The 17,561-nt window shown below is 69.4% G+C and carries 13 protein-coding genes; 5 read left to right on the forward strand and 8 right to left on the reverse strand.

All coding sequences use genetic code 11. From position 1 onward, the window contains the following. Positions 1 to 151 precede the first annotated feature (151 nt). Positions 152 to 1,105, reverse strand: coding sequence for a heme o synthase (locus tag AB0912_RS13800; protein ID WP_366699329.1), 954 nt, complete (start codon positions 1,103 to 1,105; stop codon positions 152 to 154). Between the two features lie 355 nt (positions 1,106 to 1,460). Here AB0912_RS13800 and tkt point away from each other — a divergent pair, with 355 nt between their 5' ends. The 5 genes from tkt to pgl are packed head-to-tail and all read left to right on the forward strand — an operon-like array spanning position 1,461 to position 8,135. Next, positions 1,461 to 3,548, forward strand: coding sequence for a transketolase (tkt, locus tag AB0912_RS13805; RefSeq protein WP_366699106.1), 2,088 nt, complete (start codon positions 1,461 to 1,463; stop codon positions 3,546 to 3,548). A 34-nt stretch (positions 3,549 to 3,582) separates the two neighbouring features. Next, positions 3,583 to 4,701, forward strand: coding sequence for a transaldolase (tal, locus tag AB0912_RS13810; protein WP_366699108.1), 1,119 nt, complete (start codon positions 3,583 to 3,585; stop codon positions 4,699 to 4,701). Between the two features lie 4 nt (positions 4,702 to 4,705). Next, positions 4,706 to 6,229 (forward strand): glucose-6-phosphate dehydrogenase, encoded by a 1,524-nt coding sequence (gene zwf / locus AB0912_RS13815; RefSeq protein ID WP_366699110.1) that lies wholly within the window; start codon positions 4,706 to 4,708, stop codon positions 6,227 to 6,229. Beyond that, a complete protein-coding gene (opcA, locus tag AB0912_RS13820) occupies positions 6,226 to 7,356 on the forward strand; it encodes a glucose-6-phosphate dehydrogenase assembly protein OpcA (protein ID WP_366699112.1) in 1,131 nt (376 codons plus the stop codon). The genes zwf and opcA overlap by 4 nt, the downstream gene beginning before the upstream one ends. Beyond that, entirely contained in the window at positions 7,353 to 8,135 is a 783-nt protein-coding gene (pgl, locus tag AB0912_RS13825; RefSeq protein WP_366699115.1) for a 6-phosphogluconolactonase, read from the forward strand. Before opcA ends, pgl begins: the two co-directional genes overlap by 4 nt. 157 nt (positions 8,136 to 8,292) lie before the next feature. Here pgl and pgi read toward each other — a convergent pair whose 3' ends face one another. From pgi to AB0912_RS13860, 7 genes are all read right to left on the reverse strand, one after another. Beyond that, on the reverse strand, positions 8,293 to 9,945 hold the full coding sequence (gene pgi / locus AB0912_RS13830) for a glucose-6-phosphate isomerase (protein ID WP_366699117.1): 1,653 nt from the start codon (positions 9,943 to 9,945) through the stop codon (positions 8,293 to 8,295). A gap of 351 nt (positions 9,946 to 10,296) precedes the next feature. Beyond that, complete coding sequence (locus tag AB0912_RS13835; RefSeq protein ID WP_003957010.1) at positions 10,297 to 10,632, reverse strand: RNA polymerase-binding protein RbpA; 336 nt, start codon at positions 10,630 to 10,632, stop codon at positions 10,297 to 10,299. 236 nt (positions 10,633 to 10,868) lie between these two features. Continuing rightward, the gene (secG, locus tag AB0912_RS13840) at positions 10,869 to 11,099 is read right to left on the reverse strand and encodes a preprotein translocase subunit SecG (RefSeq protein WP_366699331.1); all 231 of its coding nucleotides are present in this window, start codon (positions 11,097 to 11,099) and stop codon (positions 10,869 to 10,871) included. Between the two features lie 104 nt (positions 11,100 to 11,203). Next, a complete protein-coding gene (tpiA, locus tag AB0912_RS13845; protein ID WP_366699119.1) occupies positions 11,204 to 11,980 on the reverse strand; it encodes a triose-phosphate isomerase in 777 nt (258 codons plus the stop codon). 5 nt (positions 11,981 to 11,985) lie between these two features. Beyond that, complete coding sequence (locus AB0912_RS13850; protein WP_366699121.1) at positions 11,986 to 13,197, reverse strand: phosphoglycerate kinase; 1,212 nt, start codon at positions 13,195 to 13,197, stop codon at positions 11,986 to 11,988. A 127-nt stretch (positions 13,198 to 13,324) separates the two neighbouring features. Continuing rightward, positions 13,325 to 14,335: a type I glyceraldehyde-3-phosphate dehydrogenase gene (gene gap, locus AB0912_RS13855; RefSeq protein WP_366699123.1), complete on the reverse strand. Its 1,011-nt coding sequence runs from the start codon at positions 14,333 to 14,335 to the stop codon at positions 13,325 to 13,327. A gap of 191 nt (positions 14,336 to 14,526) precedes the next feature. Then, entirely contained in the window at positions 14,527 to 17,484 is a 2,958-nt protein-coding gene (locus tag AB0912_RS13860; protein ID WP_366699126.1) for a M14 family zinc carboxypeptidase, read from the reverse strand. Positions 17,485 to 17,561: the final 77 nt, after the last annotated feature.

Below are 17,561 nucleotides of genomic sequence, written 5' to 3' on the forward strand. Positions count from 1 at the left end.
CGGGGGTGGGGTAGTCGTCGTTTCGCTGGTTTTCTCAAATATTAGTTCGTCACCCCTGGGTAAAAAAAATGGCCCCGGGGGGGGCCCGGTGGCCTTGGCCACGGACCCCGCCCGTCGTAGGACGACGACGCGTCGGAGGACGACGACGCGTCTAGCGCAGGAAGGGGTCCACCGCGACGGCGACGAAGAGGATCGACACATAGGTGATCGACCAGTGGAAGAGCCGCATCTCCTTGAGCTTGCCGCCGGTGACCTCGGCCTTGGCGCGGCTTTGCAGCCCGTGCGCCTCCCACAGCCAGAACCCGCCCGCGCCGAGCGCGACCACGGTGTAGAACCAGCCGGTGTAGCCGAGCGGGGTGAGCAGCAGCGAGACCGCGACCATCACCCAGCTGTAGATGACGATCTGGCGGGCGACGACCTTGTTGCTCGCGACGACCGGCAGCATGGGCACGCCCACGCGGGCGTAGTCGTCCTTCACCTTCATGGACAGCGGCCAGTAGTGCGGCGGCGTCCAGAAGAACATGACGAGGAAGAGGATGACCGGCGCCCACGACATGGAGTTGGTGACCGACGACCAGCCGATCAGCACCGGCAGACAGCCGGCGATGCCGCCCCAGACGATGTTCTGCGACGTACGGCGCTTGAGGATCATCGTGTAGACGACGACGTAGAAGAGGAGCGCTCCGAGCGACAGCCAGGCGGACAGCCAGTTGACGGTGAGGCCGAACAGCAGCGTCGAGACGACCGCCAGACTGACGCCGAAGGCGAGGCACTCACGGGGGCTGACCATGCCGGTCACCAGGGGGCGCTGCGAGGTGCGCTCCATGAGGGCGTCGATGTCGCGGTCGATGTACATGTTCAGCGCGTTGGCGCCGCCCGCGGAGAGGTAGCCGCCGAGGCAGGTGAGGAGCACCAGCTTCAGATCGGGCACACCCTGCTGGGCCAGGAACATCACTGGAACGGTGGTGATCAGCAGCAGTTCGATGATTCGCGGCTTGGTCAGTGCCACGAACGCCTTGACACGGGCCCCGACTGGCCGCTGACCCCGGCTGCTGCTCGTCCCGAGCACACCGGCTGGACGGGATTCGACGGCCGTCACGCACACCCCTGACAGAGACATCCCAGCAAGCCCCGGGGTGTGAACTCCCCGTAAAGGCTCGCGCGTACCACGCCACTGTAGACGTTGCCCAGACCCCGGCATTCGCGGGGGTGGGCTCGTGTTGGCGGGCGGCGCTGGAAGAGCCCTCGGGCACTCGATTGAGCACTCGGACGAGCAGGTCCGTATTCACGTGTCGAACATGGAACGGACCAGTCGGGAGGCGGATCCCGAAGAGTCCCGGCAGTCTGGAATGACTCGAAAAAACGCACGTACTTACGGGGGTAGGCTCGACAACGGCCGGGGCTTCCAGTGCACCGGCAATTCGACATGTGTGACATGTGGAGAGGAGCCCTGACCCAGGGTGAGCACCAAGCCGACCACCACAGACCTCGAGTGGACCGAGTTGGACCAGCGGGCCGTCGACACCGCCCGCGTCCTGGCCGCCGATGCCGTACAGAAGGTCGGAAACGGCCATCCCGGTACGGCCATGAGCCTCGCGCCCGTCGCGTACACCCTCTTCCAGAAGGTGATGCGCCATGACCCGGCGGACCCGGACTGGGTGGGACGCGACCGCTTCGTGCTGTCCGCGGGCCACTCGTCCCTGACCCTCTACACGCAGCTCTACCTGGCCGGGTTCGGCCTGGAGCTGGCGGACCTCGAAGCCTTCCGGACCTGGGGCAGCAGGACGCCGGGCCACCCGGAGTACGGGCACACCCCCGGTGTGGAGACCACGACCGGCCCGCTCGGCCAGGGTGTCGCCAACGCCGTGGGCATGGCGATGGCCTCCCGCTACGAGCGCGGCCTGTTCGACCCGGAGGCCGCGCAGGGCGAGTCTCCCTTCGACCACTTCATCTTCGCGATCGCCGGTGACGGCTGCCTCCAGGAGGGCATCTCCGCGGAGGCGTCCTCGATGGCCGGGCACCAGAAGCTCGGCAACCTGATCCTGCTGTGGGACGACAACCACATCTCGATCGAGGGCGACACGGAGACCGCGGTCTCCGAGGACACCGTCAAGCGCTACGAGGCGTACGGCTGGCACGTCCAGCGGGTCGCCCCGAAGCCGGACGGCGACCTCGACCCGAACGCCCTCTACGACGCCATCGAGGCCGCGAAGAAGGTGACGGACCGGCCGTCGTTCATCGCGATGCGCTCGATCATCGCCTGGCCCGCCCCGAACGCGCAGAACACCGAGGCCGCGCACGGCTCGGCGCTCGGCGCCGACGAGGTGGCCGCCACCAAGCGGGTCCTCGGCTTCGACCCGGACAAGTCCTTCGACGTCGCCGAGGAGGTCCTCGCGCACACCCGCCAGGCCCTCGACCGCGGCCGCGAGGCCCGCGCCGAGTGGGAGAAGGGCTACGCCGCCTGGCGCACCGCGAACCCGGAGCGCGCCGCCGAGTACGACCGGATCGCCGCGACCGAGCTGCCCGCCGGCTGGGAGGAGCACCTTCCCGCGTTCGAGACGGGCAAGAGCGTCGCCACCCGTGCCGCGTCCGGCAAGGTGCTCCAGGCTCTCGGCCCGGTCATCCCCGAGCTGTGGGGCGGCTCCGCCGACCTGGCCGGCTCGAACAACACGACGATCGACAAGACCAGCTCGTTCCTCCCGGCGGACAACCCGCTCCCGGAGGCCGACCCGTACGGCCGCACCGTGCACTTCGGCATCCGCGAGCACTCCATGGCCGCGGAGATGAACGGCATCACCCTGCACGGCAACACGCGGGTCTACGGCGGCACCTTCCTGGTGTTCTCCGACTACATGCGCAACTCGGTCCGCCTGTCGGCCCTGATGCACCTGCCGGTCACCTACGTGTGGACGCACGACTCGATCGGCCTCGGCGAGGACGGCCCGACCCACCAGCCGGTCGAGCACCTGGCCTCGCTGCGGGCCATCCCGGGCCTGAACGTCGTCCGCCCGGCCGACGCCAACGAGACCACGATCGCCTGGCGCGAGATCCTCAAGCGCTACACGAAGGTCTACGGCAAGGGCGCCCCGCACGGCCTCGCGCTGACCCGCCAGGGCGTGCCGACGTACGACGCGAACGAGGACGCCGCCAAGGGCGGGTACGTGCTGTTCGAGGCCGAGGGCGGGACGCCGGAGGTCATTCTCATCGGCACCGGCTCCGAGGTGCACGTGGCGGTGGAGGCGCGTGAGCAGCTCCAGGCCGCGGGTATCCCGACCCGGGTTGTGTCCATGCCGTGCGTGGAGTGGTTCGACGAGCAGGACCAGGGGTACCGGGACAGCGTCCTGCCGCCGTCGGTGAGGGCGCGTGTCTCGGTGGAGGCCGGTATCGGTCTCACCTGGCACCGCTTCGTCGGGGACGCCGGACGGATTGTTTCGCTGGAGCACTTCGGCGCTTCGGCCGACGCCAAGACGCTGTTCGCCGAGTTCGGTTTCACTGCCGAGCACGTCGCCGAAGCCGCCCGGGAATCGATCGCAGCAGCCCAGCGCTGACGCCGACATACGACACGTAGGAGATGCAATTTCCATGACAGACGCACTCAAGCGCCTCTCCGAGGAAGGCGTCGCGATCTGGCTGGACGACCTGTCCCGCAAGCGGATCACGTCCGGCAACCTCGCGGAACTGATCGACCAGCAGCACGTCGTGGGCGTCACCACCAACCCGTCGATCTTCCAGAAGGCGATCTCCCAGGGCGACGGCTACGACCAGCAGCTGTCCGACCTCGCGGCCCGTGAGGTCACCGTCGAGGAAGCCATCCGCATGATCACCACGGCGGACGTCCGCGACGCCGCCGACATCCTGCGGCCCGTCTTCGACGCGACCGGCGGCCAGGACGGCCGGGTCTCGATCGAGGTCGACCCGCGGCTCGCCCACAACACGAAGGCGACGGTCGCCGAGGCCAAGCAGCTCGCCTGGCTGGTCGACCGCCCCAACACGCTCATCAAGATCCCGGCCACCAAGGCGGGTCTGCCGGCGATCACCGAGGTCATCGGCCTCGGTATCAGCGTCAACGTGACGCTGATCTTCTCGCTGGAGCGCTACCGCGCGGTCATGGACGCCTACCTCGCGGGTCTGGAGAAGGCCAAGGAGCGCGGCCTGGACCTCTCCAAGATCCACTCCGTGGCGTCCTTCTTCGTGTCCCGCGTGGACACCGAGATCGACAAGCGGCTCGACGCCCTCGGCACCCCCGAGGCGAAGGCCGCCCGCGGCAAGGCGGCGCTGGCGAACGCCCGGCTCGCCTACGAGGCGTACGAGGAGGTCTTCTCCTCCGACCGCTGGGCCGCGCTGGACAAGGCGCGGGCCAACAAGCAGCGCCCGCTGTGGGCCTCGACGGGCGTCAAGGACCCGGCGTACAAGGACACCCTGTACGTCGACGAGCTGGTCGCGCCCAACACCGTGAACACCATGCCGGAGGCCACCCTGGAGGCCACCGACGACCACGGCTCGATCACCGGCAACACCATCGCCGGCACGTACGAGCAGGCCCGGGCCGAGATCGACGCCGTCGAGAAGCTCGGCATCGCCTACGACGACGTGGTCCAGCTCCTGGAGGACGAGGGCGTCGAGAAGTTCGAGGCGTCCTGGAACGACCTGCTCAAGTCGACCGAGGCGGAGCTGAAGCGCCTCGCCCCTTCGGAGGGCTGAAACCTTGTCGAGCAGCAATCCGCTGCGTGACCCCGCAGACCGACGGCTCCCGCGTATCGCGGGGCCGTCGGGCCTGGTCATCTTCGGCGTCACGGGCGATTTGTCACGTAAAAAGCTGATGCCCGCGGTGTACGACCTCGCCAACCGGGGTCTGCTGCCGCCGGGCTTCTCCCTGGTCGGCTTCGCCCGGCGCGAGTGGGCCGACGAGGACTTCGCGCAGGAGGTCCACGACGCGGTCAAGGAGCACGCGCGCACGCCGTTCCGCGAGGAGGTCTGGCAGCAGCTCGTGCAGGGCATGCGCTTCGTCCAGGGCACCTTCGACGACGACGACGCCTTCGACCGGCTGCGCTCCACCATCGAGGAGCTGGACAAGGCGCAGGGCACGGGCGGCAACTTCGCCTTCTACCTGTCGGTGCCACCGTCCGCGTTCCCGGTGGTCATCAAGCAGCTCAAGAAGCACAAGCTCGCCGAGCAGTCGAACGGCTCCTGGCGCCGCGCGGTCATCGAGAAGCCCTTCGGCCACGACCTGAAGTCGGCCGAGGAACTGAACGCGATCGTGCACGAGGTGTTCGCCCCGGACCAGGTCTTCCGTATCGACCACTACCTCGGCAAGGAGACCGTCCAGAACATCCTGGCGCTCCGCTTCGCCAACACCATGTTCGAGCCGATCTGGAACCGGTCCTTCGTGGACCACGTGCAGATCACCATGGCCGAGGACATCGGCATCGGCGGCCGGGCCGGCTACTACGACGGCATCGGCGCCGCCCGTGACGTCATCCAGAACCACCTGCTCCAGCTCATGGCGCTGACCGCGATGGAGGAGCCCTCGTCCTTCGACGCGGACGCGCTCGCCGCGGAGAAGACCAAGGTGCTCGGCGCCGCCAAGCTGCCCAAGGACCTGGGCAAGGACACGGTCCGCGGCCAGTACGCGGCCGGCTGGCAGGGCGGCGAGAAGGTCGTCGGCTATCTCCAGGAAGACGGTATCGACCCCAAGTCGAAGACCGACACGTTCGCCGCGATCAAGGTCGAGGTGGACAACCGCCGCTGGGCGGGCGTCCCCTTCTACCTGCGCACCGGCAAGCGGCTGGGGCGCCGGGTCACCGAGATCGCGGTCGTCTTCCAGCGCGCCCCGCACTCCCCCTTCGACCACACGGCGACCGAGGAGCTGGGCCAGAACGCGATCGTGTTCCGCGTCCAGCCCGACGAGGGCGTCACCGTCCGCTTCGGCTCCAAGGTGCCCGGCACCTCGATGGAGATCCGGGACGTCTCGATGGACTTCGCCTACGGCGAGTCGTTCACCGAGTCCAGCCCGGAGGCGTACGAGCGGCTGATCCTCGACGTCCTGCTCGGCGACTCCAACCTCTTCCCGCGCACCGAGGAGGTCGAGCTGTCCTGGAAGATCCTCGACCCGATCGAGCGGTACTGGGACAAGCACGGCAAGCCCGCGCAGTACGCGTCCGGCACCTGGGGTCCCGTCGAGGCCGACGAAATGCTCGAACGAGACGGACGGAGCTGGCGTCGCCCATGAAGACCGATCTCACCGACACCACGGCCAGCAAGATCAACAAAGCGCTGGTGCAGGGCCGCCGCGCCATCGGCACCCCCGCCGTCGGCATGGTGCTCACCCTCGTCATCGTCACCGACGAGGAGAACGCCTACGACGCGCTGAAGGCCGCGAACGACGCCTCGCGCGAGCACCCCTCGCGCACCCTCGTGGTCATCAAGCGCGTCTCCCGCTCCCCCCGCGACCGCACGACCTCGCGCCTCGACGCCGAGGTGCGGCTCGGCGCGGAGGCCGGCACCGGCGAGACGGTGGTGCTGCGCCTGTACGGCGAGGTGATCAACCACGCCCAGTCGGTGGTGCTGCCGCTGCTGCTGCCGGACGCGCCCGTCGTCGTCTGGTGGCCGGTGAACGCGCCGCTCGACCCGGCGAAGGACCCGCTCGGCGCGCTCGCCCAGCGCCGCGTGACCGACACCTACGCCGCCGAGTCCCCGATCCGGGAGCTGAACGCCCGGGCCGACGCCTACACCCCCGGCGACACCGACCTGTCGTGGACGCGCATCACACCCTGGCGTTCGATGCTGGCCGCGGCTCTCGACCAGGTCGTCTGCGACGTGGCCGCGGTCGAGGTGGAGGGCGAGGAGTTCAACCCGAGCTGTGAGCTGCTGGCGATGTGGCTCGCGGACCGGCTCGACGTTCCCGTCAAGCGCTCGCTGTCGGCGGGGCCGGGGCTCACCGCGGTGCGGATGGACACGACCTGCGGCCCGATCGTCCTGGACCGCGCCGACGGCTCCCTCGCCACCCTCTCCATCGAGGGACAGCCCGACCGCGCGGTGGCGCTCAAACGCCGCGAGACGGCCGAGCTGATGGCGGAGGAACTGCGCCGGCTCGACCCGGACGACACCTACGCCTCGGCCCTGCGCTACGGCGTGGACCGGCTGAACGCGGAGTCCGAGTCCGCCGAATCCGCGCTGGAGAGTTCCTCGGGCGGGACGCGGACGGCCACCAGGACGGCACCGGCCGCCCGCAAGACCGCGGCGGCCCCGGCGAAGAAGACGGCGACGGCGTCCGCCGCCAAGCGGACCGCGTCGGGCGGAGCGGCGAAGAAGGCACCCGCCAAGAAGGCTCCGGCGAAGAAGGCGGCCGCCGAGTGAACACTCCCCAGCTCGTCGTCCACCGCGACAAGGAACTGATGGCGCAGGCCGCGGCGGCCCGCCTGATCACGAAGATCGTCGACGCGCAGGCCTCGCGCGGCTACGCCTCGGTCGTGCTCACCGGCGGACGCAACGGCAACGGACTCCTCGCCGCGCTCGCCGCCGCGCCCGCCAGGGACGCCGTCGACTGGGCCCACCTCGACCTGTGGTGGGGCGACGAGCGCTATCTGCCCGAGGGCGACCCCGAACGCAACGACACCCAGGCCCGCGCGGCCCTTCTCGACGCGGTACCGCTGGACCCGGCACGGGTGCACCCGATGCCCGCCTCCGACGGTCCCTACGGCGACGACGTCGAGGCGGCGGCGGAGGCGTACGCGGCGGAGCTGGCCAAGGCGGCGGGACCGGAGAACCACGGCGCGGTGCCGGAGTTTGACGTCCTGATGCTGGGTGTCGGCCCGGACACCCATGTCGCCTCGCTCTTCCCAGAGCTGCCCGCGGTGCGGGAGACGGAGCGGACGGTGGTCGGCGTGCACGGTGCGCCCAAGCCGCCGCCGACCCGGATCTCGCTGACCCTGCCCGCGATCCGCTCGGCCCGTGAGGTGTGGCTGCTCGCGGCCGGCGAGGACAAGGCGGAGGCCGCCGCCATCGCCCTGTCCGGAGCGGGTGAGATCCAGGCCCCGGCGGCGGGTGCCCAGGGACGCTCCCGCACCCTGTGGCTGCTGGACGCGGCGGCTGCCTCCCAGCTCCCCCGCTCGCTGTACCCGCCGGCCTCGGCCTGACGGGACTGAGCGGGCTGACCGGGCTGACCGGGCTGACCGGCACGAACGCCGAATGCCGGAGAAACGGACCTCCCGTTTCTCCGGCATTCGGCGTTCAGACTCCGCGTTCGGCGTTCAGACTCGGCGTTCGGCGTTCCCGGTCATGTGCCGGTCGGGCTCAACGCCCGCGCAGCTCCCGGTACGTGGCGACCAAGGCCTTGGTCGACTCGTCCAGCCCCGGCACCTCGGCGCCCTCCGTGAGGGCGGGTTCGATGCGTTTGGCGAGGACCTTGCCGAGTTCGACGCCCCACTGGTCGAAGGAGTCGATGTTCCACACCGCGCCCTGGACGAACACCTTGTGCTCGTACAGGGCGATCAACTGGCCCAGTACCGACGGCGTCAGCTCACCGGCGAGGATCGTGGTGGTGGGATGGTCACCGCGGAACGTCTTGTGCGCGACCAGTTCCTCCGGCACTCCCTCCGCCCGCACCTCCTCCGGCGTCTTCCCGAACGCCAAAGCCTGCGTCTGGGCGAAGAAGTTCGCCATCAGCAGATCGTGCTGGCCCTTCAGCGTCCCGCTCAGCTCACCCACCGGATTCGCGAACCCGATGAAGTCCGCCGGGATCAGCTTCGTGCCCTGATGGATCAACTGGTAGTACGCGTGCTGCCCGTTGGTCCCCGGCGTCCCCCACACCACCGGACCCGTCTGCCACGCCACCGCACGCCCCTGCCGGTCCACCGACTTGCCATTGGACTCCATGTCCAACTGCTGCAGATACGCCGTGAACCGCGACAGATAATGCGAGTACGGCAACACCGCGTGCGACTGCGCGTCATGGAAGTTCCCGTACCAGATCCCCAACAACCCCAGAATCAACGGAGCGTTGGCCTCCGCCGGAGCGGTACGGAAATGCTCGTCCACCAGACGGAAACCGTCCAGCATCTCCCGGAACCGGTCCGGACCGATCGCAATCATCAACGACAGACCGATCGCCGAGTCGAACGAGTACCGGCCCCCCACCCAGTCCCAGAACCCGAACATGTTCGCCGTGTCGATCCCGAAATCGGCGACCTTCCCCGCATTCGTCGACAACGCCACGAAATGCCGCGCCACCGCCTCCGGACCCGCCTTCAGCCCCGCCAGCAGCCACTCCCGCGCCGAGGTGGCATTCGTGATCGTCTCGATCGTGGTGAACGTCTTCGACGCGATGACGAACAGCGTCTCCGCCGGATCAAGCCCCCGCAACGCCTCGTGGAGATCCGCCCCGTCCACGTTCGACACGAACCGCAGCACAAGACCCCGGTCGGTGAACGGGCGCAGCACCTCGTAGGCCATCGCCGGACCCAGGTCCGAACCGCCGATGCCGATGTTCACCACATTGCGGATCGGCCGCCCCGTGTGACCGGTCCACTCACCCGAACGCACCCGCGCCGCGAAACCCGCCATCTTGTCCAGGACCGCGTGCACGGCCGGCACCACGTTCTCCCCGTCGACCTCCACGACCGCGTCCGACGGCGCCCGCAACGCGGTGTGCAGCACCGCCCGCCCCTCCGTCGTGTTGATCTTCTCACCCCGGAACATCGCGTCCCGCAACCCGAACACATCCGTCGCGGAGGCGAGTTCCCGCAGCAGGGCGAGCGTCTCGTCCGTGACCAGATGCTTGGAGTAGTCGATGTGCAGGTCACCGACCCGCACGACATAGCGTTCGGCGCGGCCGGGGTCGGCGGCGAACAGGTCGCGCAGGTGAGTGCCCTCAAGGTCCTCGCGGTGCTTGGCGAGAGCGGTCCACTCGGGTGTCTGGTTGAGCCGGGTACGGCTGTCTGCGTTCATCTGGGACTTCCGCCTTCTTCCTGCGTGTGCGCTTGCCTGCTGTGCCCCGCTGCCGGTCCCAACCTAATTGATCAGGCCTGGACATGAGCCGACGTCACGCCGTCCACCGGCGCAACAACAGATACGTCCCGCCGGCCCGCCGGTGTCAGTGCGGTGACGGCGAAGGCGAAGGGAGGGCGAAGGCAAGGCGAGGAAACCGGGGCCGCACTGCCACGTCGGCGTGCGCACGGCGGCCGCACTGCCACATCGGCGTGAGCACGGCGAACACCGGCGACGGGGCGGGCCCCGGCCGGTGGGTCGTCCGGAGACGAGTCCGGCCAGGCACCTGGGTGCCCGGCCGGTTCTCAACTCCTAGATCTCGCCCCGCAGTTTGGCGAGCGCCTCGGCGAGGATCGCCTCGCCGTCCGCGTCGCTGCGCCGCTCCCGTACGTACGCGAGGTGCGTCTTGTAGGGCTCGGTGCGCGGCGGGTCCGGCGGGTTGTCCCGGTCCTGTCCTGCGGGGAAGCCGCAGCGCGGGCAGTCCCAGGTGTCGGGGACCTGCGCGTCGCTGGCGAAGCTGGGCTGCGTCTCGTGCCCGTTGGAGCACCAGAAGGAGATGCGCAGCCGCGGCGCGGACTCGCCACGCTCGGCCTCGCCCATCGGCCCCGCCCCGACCCGGCTTCCTCGGATCGCGTTGCCACTTGCCACGGTCGTAACTCCCTGCGTGATGGTGCCGCGAAGCGAGTCGGCGTGACGCTTCGCTGCGAGCGCCTCAGTCTACGTAAGGCCCAACGCGCGTCCAGTGATTGGAGTTACCTCCCCACCCCTAGACGCAAGCCCCATGATAGGCGGCGCTTGGGGGCGCGTACCGGACATGGGGCTTTACGTGCGCGATGTGCTTGCGTGATGTGCAGTTGTGGTGCGGTGCCGATGCCGACGGACGCTCAGTTGTTGATCTTCATGAGGATGCCGAGCACGACGATGCACGCGAACCAGAGCAGGCCGAGCACCACGGTGATGCGGTCGAGGTTGCGCTCGGCGACCGAGGAACCACCGACGGACGACTGCATGCCGCCACCGAACATGTCGGACAGGCCGCCGCCCTTTCCCTTGTGCATCAGCACGAGCAGCATCAGCAGCAGGCTGAAGACGATCAGGGCGATCGAGAACCCCAAAACCACGGCTGGACCAACTTCCTCGGAACTGGATGGACGACGGGGGCCCGGCACCAGGGCACCAGACCCCCGCAAGGGTACGACGAATCGCCGCTACCGCATACTTACTGGTCGCGGAACCGGACGATCTTGACGAACTCGTCGGCGTCGAGCGAGGCGCCGCCGACCAGGGCGCCGTCGATGTCGGCCTTCGCCATGATCTCGGCGACGTTCCCGGCCTTGACCGAGCCGCCGTACTGGATGCGGACCCGCTCGGCCAGCTCCGGGGAGTACAGCTCGGCCAGCTTGGCGCGGATCGCGGCGCAGACCTCCTGGGCGTCGTCGGCGCCGCAGACCTTGCCGGTGCCGATGGCCCACACGGGCTCGTAGGCGATCACGACGGACTCGGCCTGCTCGGCCGGGAGGTCCTTGAGACCGCCCTCGACCTGCGCGAGCGTGTGGGAGACATGGTTGCCCGCCTCGCGGACCTCCAGCTCCTCGCCGACGCACAGGATCGGGGTCAGACCGTGCTTGTAGGCGGCCTTGACCTTGGCGTTCACGATCTCGTCGGTCTCGGCGTGGTACTGGCGGCGCTCGGAGTGGCCGACCGCCACGTACGTGCACTTCAGCTTGGCCAGCATCGAGCCGGAGATCTCGCCGGTGTAGGCGCCGGAGTCGTGGGCCGAGAGGTCCTGGGCACCGTACTTGATCTTGAGCTTGTCGCCGTCGACCAGGGTCTGCACGGAGCGCAGGTCGGTGAAGGGCGGCAGGACGGCGACCTCGCAGGCCTCGTAGTCCTTGTCCGCCAGGGCGAAGGCGAGCTTCTGGACGTGCGCGATGGCCTCGAGGTGGTTGAGGTTCATCTTCCAGTTGCCCGCCATCAGCGGCGTGCGCGTGCTCATCTAGGTCAGTCCTCCAGTGCGGCGAGGCCGGGGAGCGTCTTGCCCTCGAGGTATTCGAGGGAGGCGCCGCCGCCGGTCGAGATGTGGCCGAATGCCTTCTCGTCGAAGCCCAGGGTGCGCACGGCGGCGGCGGAGTCGCCACCGCCGACGACCGTGAAGGCCGGGGAGTCGACGAGGGCCTGGGCGACCGCCTTGGTGCCCTCGGCGTAGTCGGGGTGCTCGAAGACGCCCATGGGGCCGTTCCAGAAGACGGTGGCGGCGTCGGCGAGCTTCGAGGCGTACAGGGCACCGGTCTCGGGACCGATGTCGAGACCCATCTGGTCGGCCGGGATGGCGTCCGCGGCGACGGTGGTGGGGTGGGAGGGGGCCTTCGTCTTCAGGTCCGGGAACTCGGTCGCGGTGACGACGTCGACCGGGACGACCAGTTCGACGCCGTTCTTCTCGGCGCGCTCCACGTACTCGGTGACGGCGGGCAACTGGTCGTCCTGGACCAGGGAGGCGCCGATCTCGTAGCCCTTCGCCTTGAGGAAGGTGAAGGCCATGCCGCCGCCGATGAGGAGCCGGTCGGCCTTGCCGAGCAGTTCGTCGATGACGGCGAGCTTGTCGGAGACCTTGGAACCGCCGAGGGCGACCACGTAGGGGCGCTCGACGTCGTCGGTGAGCTTCTTCAGGACGCCGACCTCGGTGGCGATGAGGTAGCCGGCGTAGTGCGGCAGACGGGCCGGGAGGTCGTACACGGAGGCGTGCTTGCGGTGCACGGCGCCGAAGCCGTCGCCCACGTAGACGTCCGCGAGGGCCGCGAGCCGGTCGGCGAACTCGCCTCGCTCGGTGTCGTCCTTGGAGGTCTCGCCGGGGTTGAAGCGGAGGTTCTCGATGACGGCGACCTGGCCGGGCTCCAGGCCGTTCACGGCGTCGTGGGCGGCGGGGCCGACGGTGTCCTGCGCGAACGCGACCGGCGCGCCCAGCAGTTCACCGAGCCGCTCGGCGGGCTGGAGCAGGGAGAAGGCGGGGTCCGGGGCGCCCTTGGGGCGGCCCAGGTGCGAGGCGACGATCACCTTGGCGCCGGCGTCGGCGAGCGCCTTGACGGTGGGCAGCACGGCGCGGATGCGGCCGTCGTCGGTGATGAGGCCGTCGGCCAGCGGCACGTTGAGGTCGGCGCGGACGAAGACCCGCTTTCCGTCCACGCCCTCGGCGAGAAGTTCGTCGATCGTCTTCATGAAAGGTCTCCTAGGAAGGCTCTTCGGATCCGGGAGGGCGGACCGATCGGTACGCGGCACAGGGCCCGGACAGCGCGGCTCTGCGCTGCCCGGGCCCTGTCTCACATCGAGTTGCCTGCTCCGGGTCTTAGAGCCGGCCGCCGACGAAGACCGTGAGGTCGACGAGGCGGTTGGAGTAGCCCCACTCGTTGTCGTACCAGCCGAGGATCTTCACCGAGTTGCCCTCCTGGACCATGGTCAGGGAGGAGTCGAAGGTGCAGGAGGCCGGGTCGCCGACGATGTCCGAGGAGACGATCGGGTCCTCGGTGTACGCCAGGTAGCCCTTGAGGTCGCCGTCCTCGGAGGCCTTCTTGAACGCGGCGTTGACCTCGTCCTTGGTGACCTCGCGCTGGAGGGTCACGACGAGGTCGGTGGCCGAGCCGGTCGGGACCGGGACGCGCATGGCGATGCCGTCCAGCTTGCCCTTGAGCTGCGGGAGGACCAGAGCGGTGGCCTTGGCGGCACCGGTCGTGGTCGGGATGATGTTCTCGGCGGCGGCGCGGGCGCGGCGCAGGTCCGAGTGCGGGAAGTCCAGGATGCGCTGGTCGTTGGTGTACGCGTGGACCGTCGTCATCAGGCCCTTGACGATGCCGAAGTTCTCGTCGAGGACCTTGGCCATCGGCGCCACACAGTTGGTGGTGCAGGAGGCGTTGGAGATGATGTTGTGCTTCGACGCGTCGTACTTGTCCTGGTTGACGCCCATCACGATGGTGATGTCCTCGTCCTTGGCCGGAGCCGAGATGAGGACCTTCTTGGCGCCGCCGGCGATGTGCTTCTCGGCGTCGGCCTTCTTCGTGAAGATGCCCGTCGACTCGATGACGATGTCGACGCCGAGGTCGCCCCACGGGATGTCGGCGGGGTTGCGCTCGGACAGAACCTTGATGGTGTGGCCGTCGACGGTGATCGTGTCGGCGGTGTGCGACACCTCGGCCTTGAGGCGGCCCAGGATGGTGTCGTACTTGAGCAGGTGAGCGGTGGTCGCGGTGTCACCCAGGTCGTTGACAGCCACGATCTCGATGTCAGCACCCTGCTCCAGCAGCGCGCGGAAGTAGTTACGACCGATGCGGCCAAAGCCGTTGATGCCTACGCGGATCGTCACGAACCGATCTCCTCGTTAGGTACGCCGACTCAGATGTCGGCGAGTTGTATGGGATGTCCCCGACCGCCTACGACCCTACCTCCCTGAGGCCTCCGGAGTGACATCGAGTAGGGCCATACACGGCAGGGCGGTCCGTACCCGCCAGTAGGGGTACGGACCACCCACGCTGTTCATGTGTTCGTCACGCTGGGTCAGCCTCGCAGCGCGGAGAGGGCCTTTCCGATCAGGGCCGCGCGGTCGGCCGGCGCCGTGACGTGTTCCAGGCCGAAGCCGAGGAGCACGGTGTCGCGGGTGGTTACCGCTCCGTAGGTGGTGAACAGTTCCCCGGTGCGCGTCCAGTCGCGCAGGACGGCCGGGCTGCCCGGGGGCGGTCCGGCGACGGACCAGGGGCCGAAGGAGGACTCGAAGCCCTCCGTCTCGGTGGCGGTGCCGCCGACGACGAGGGAGGCGTCGTCGACGAGGAGGCCGTGGCCGCCGGAGCCCGGGTCGCTGATGTAGCTGAAGGAGACCTCGACGGACCGGCCCGCGTACGCGCTCAGGTCGAAGTCGGCCCGCTGCCAGCCGCTGGAGGAGCCGGTGAGGCTGTTCCAGGAGCCGCTGCTGCCGGTGGCGGTGCAGCCGGCCGCGTCCACGGTGAGGTAGTGCCGGATCCAGGGGTGTTCCCGGGCCAGGAAGCCGGCCTCGCACTCCTCGGGGACGGCGGAGGTGGTGGCGCCGCCCGCCTCGGGGAGCGTGGTCCAGTCGTCGGCGCCGGTCGTGTGGATCTCCACGACGGCGTGGTCGTAGCCGGGCTCGGTGTCCCACAGGAGCTGGGAGCGCAGCGTGGGCCGGTCGGCGGCGGAGACGCCGGTGAGGTCGATGGTGCGGGTGAGGCGCTTGTAGGCGTCGTCGGTGTGGACGGCGGCGGCCATGAAGGAGCCCGCGTAGGGCCCGTACGGGTTGACGGTTCCGGCGAAGCGGCCCGCTCCGGCGCTGGAGGCGAACTGCGGGTACCGGGCGGGGGCCAGCGAGTCGGAGGTGACGCCGTAGGTGCCCGCCGCGTTCAGCGGGTTGCCGGGCGCGTCGCCGAGCGCTCCGCCGGCGCCGGCGAGCAGGCCCGAGCCGGTGAAGCCGCTGGCGCCGGGGGTGGAGGTGCGGGAGTAGGCGCCCAGGTAGTACTGGCTGAAGTCGTTCGAGAGGTTGCCGCCGCCGAGGTCGACGCTGCCGCCGGCCTGTTCGCCGGCCTCGACCAGCTTGCCGCCCTCGTTGAGGAAGGCGCGCAGTTGGAGCTGGGTGGCGTTGCCGGGGCGCGGGGCGCCGGTGTAGTGGACGACGGTGCCGAAGTGGCCGAGGACGCCGAGCGCGTCGGGGGCGCCCTGGGTGGCGACGTCCCAGACGAGGGCCTTCCTGCCGTTGGCCTTCAGCGCGTCGACGTAGGTCTGTGCCTGGGTGGCGGTGGCGCCTTCCTCGGCGACGACGAGGACGTCGGCGCGGGGCCGGTCGGCGACGGTGTAGGTGAAGTGGGTGCTGGAGGTGCGCTTGCCGTTCCTGGTCTCGCCGGTGAACCAGACCTCGACCTTGTCGCCCCGGTCGCCGTCCTTGACCTTGGCGCGGTACTCGTCGAAGTAGAGGTTGTCGTCGCCGCCGTAGGTCTCGCCGCCCTTCCACGGCCTGAGGGCCATGTCGTGGGTGCGGCCGCCGTTGACGCGGTACTTGAGTTCCTTGTCGCGCACCGACTTGCGGGCGACGACGGAGACCTCCTGGTCGGCGCCGCGGGAGTAGGAGGCGGCGAAGGCGGCGGGGGTGAAGTCGGGGGCGTCGAGGCCGACCGAGGAGGAGGGCCGGTCGGGGTGGGCGGCGGTCTCGGCGACGGAGAGCGCGAAGGGGACGTTCTTCGCGAACTCCTGCTGGATCAGCTTCTCGTCGTCCGGGAAGGTGAAGACGGAGGCGCAGTCGGCGGCGTTCCAGGCGTCGTCGGGGTCGAGGTTCGACGCGGTCTGGCAGGTCGACATCTCGGGGGTGAACATGGCCGTGCCGTTGACGTTCCCGGCGTGCCCGTCCGCCTCGCCGTTGGTGGTGTACAGCTCCGAGGAGACCTGCGGGTGGTAGCCGGGGATCGCCGAGTTCCCGGGGGTACCGGCGAGCGCCCGGTAGAGCACGTCGTCCGGGGTGGGCGTCGCCACCTGCCAGCCGACCCCGTACAGGAGCAGTTCGGCGGCGGAGTGGTAGTTGATGCCGTACGTGAAGCCGACGCGCTTCTCGAAGGCGTCGAGCGCCTTGGTCTCGGGCTCGGAGCCGGGGCTCGCGCCGCGGTAGGTCTCGCTGGTGGGGTTGGGGGACGAGCCCTCGTCGTCGTAGCCCCATTTGTAGGCGAAGTTGCGGTTGAGGTCGACGCCGTCCCCGGTGGAGATGACGCCGTCGCCGTTGACGTCCCGGAGGTTCTTGCGCCACTGGCGGGTGTCCTCGCCCTGGAACGTGTAGTCGTAGCCGTCGGGGTTGGCGGACAGCACGAACCACAGTTCGGTCGAGTCGACGATCTTCCTGACGCGCCGGTCGGTCGCGTAGTGGTCGAGGTAGTAGTGCATCAGCCGCCGGGTCATCTCGGGGGTGATCCACTCGCGCGCGTGCTGGTTGGACATGTAGAGCACGGACGGTTTGGCGCCGTCCCTGGTCGTCTTCGCGCCCTTGGTCAGTTTGAGCGCGAGGATGTCCTGGCCCTTGAGGGTCTTGCCGATGGAGACGACCTTGGTGAGACCGGGGTGGGCCGCGCCCGTCCGGACGATCTCCTCCTGGAGGTTGCCCTTTCCGCTGTACGGGCGGAACACCCCCTGCGCGGCGCCGGCGACGCGTTTCCCGGCCTTGGCGGAGAGGGTGTGCTCGGTGAGGTCGACGCCCTGTTCCTCCAGTTTCCCGGCCTGCCGGTCGGTGACGTAGACCTCGACCGTGCTCTTGCCGTTCTTCCAGGTGGCGTCGCCGAATTCGTGTCCGTCCTGGCCGGCCGCGAGGAGCAGGGGTACCTGCTGTTTCGTGACCTCGGCGCGGAACACCTTGACGGCGTCCGGGTCGGGGCCGGGCCGGCCGCCGCTGTCCGCCCGGGCGATCGGCGCCAGGGCCGCGCCGCCCAGCAGGAGCGCGCCGGTGGCGAGGATCGCGCTCGCTCTTCGTCTCATGAGCCCCCCTTGTACCGGTCCGCCACAGCGGCGGACAGAAGCCCAGGCTCATGACAGTCCATGGTCAAGTCAAGGGC

This window comes from Streptomyces sp. NPDC007084 (assembly GCF_040703595.1).
Classification (GTDB): domain Bacteria; phylum Actinomycetota; class Actinomycetes; order Streptomycetales; family Streptomycetaceae; genus Streptomyces.

Excerpts from the sequence above, each read along its gene's own strand:
- pgi (WP_366699117.1), bottom strand. The coding sequence starts at position 9,945 with ATGAACGCAGACAGCCGTACCCGGCTCAACCAGACACCCGAGTGGACC.
- AB0912_RS13850 (WP_366699121.1), bottom strand. The coding sequence starts at position 13,197 with ATGAAGACGATCGACGAACTTCTCGCCGAGGGCGTGGACGGAAAGCGG.
- tpiA (WP_366699119.1), bottom strand. The coding sequence starts at position 11,980 with ATGAGCACGCGCACGCCGCTGATGGCGGGCAACTGGAAGATGAACCTC.
- AB0912_RS13860 (WP_366699126.1), bottom strand. The coding sequence starts at position 17,484 with ATGAGACGAAGAGCGAGCGCGATCCTCGCCACCGGCGCGCTCCTGCTG.
- opcA (WP_366699112.1), top strand. The coding sequence starts at position 6,226 with ATGAAGACCGATCTCACCGACACCACGGCCAGCAAGATCAACAAAGCG.
- tal (WP_366699108.1), top strand. The coding sequence starts at position 3,583 with ATGACAGACGCACTCAAGCGCCTCTCCGAGGAAGGCGTCGCGATCTGG.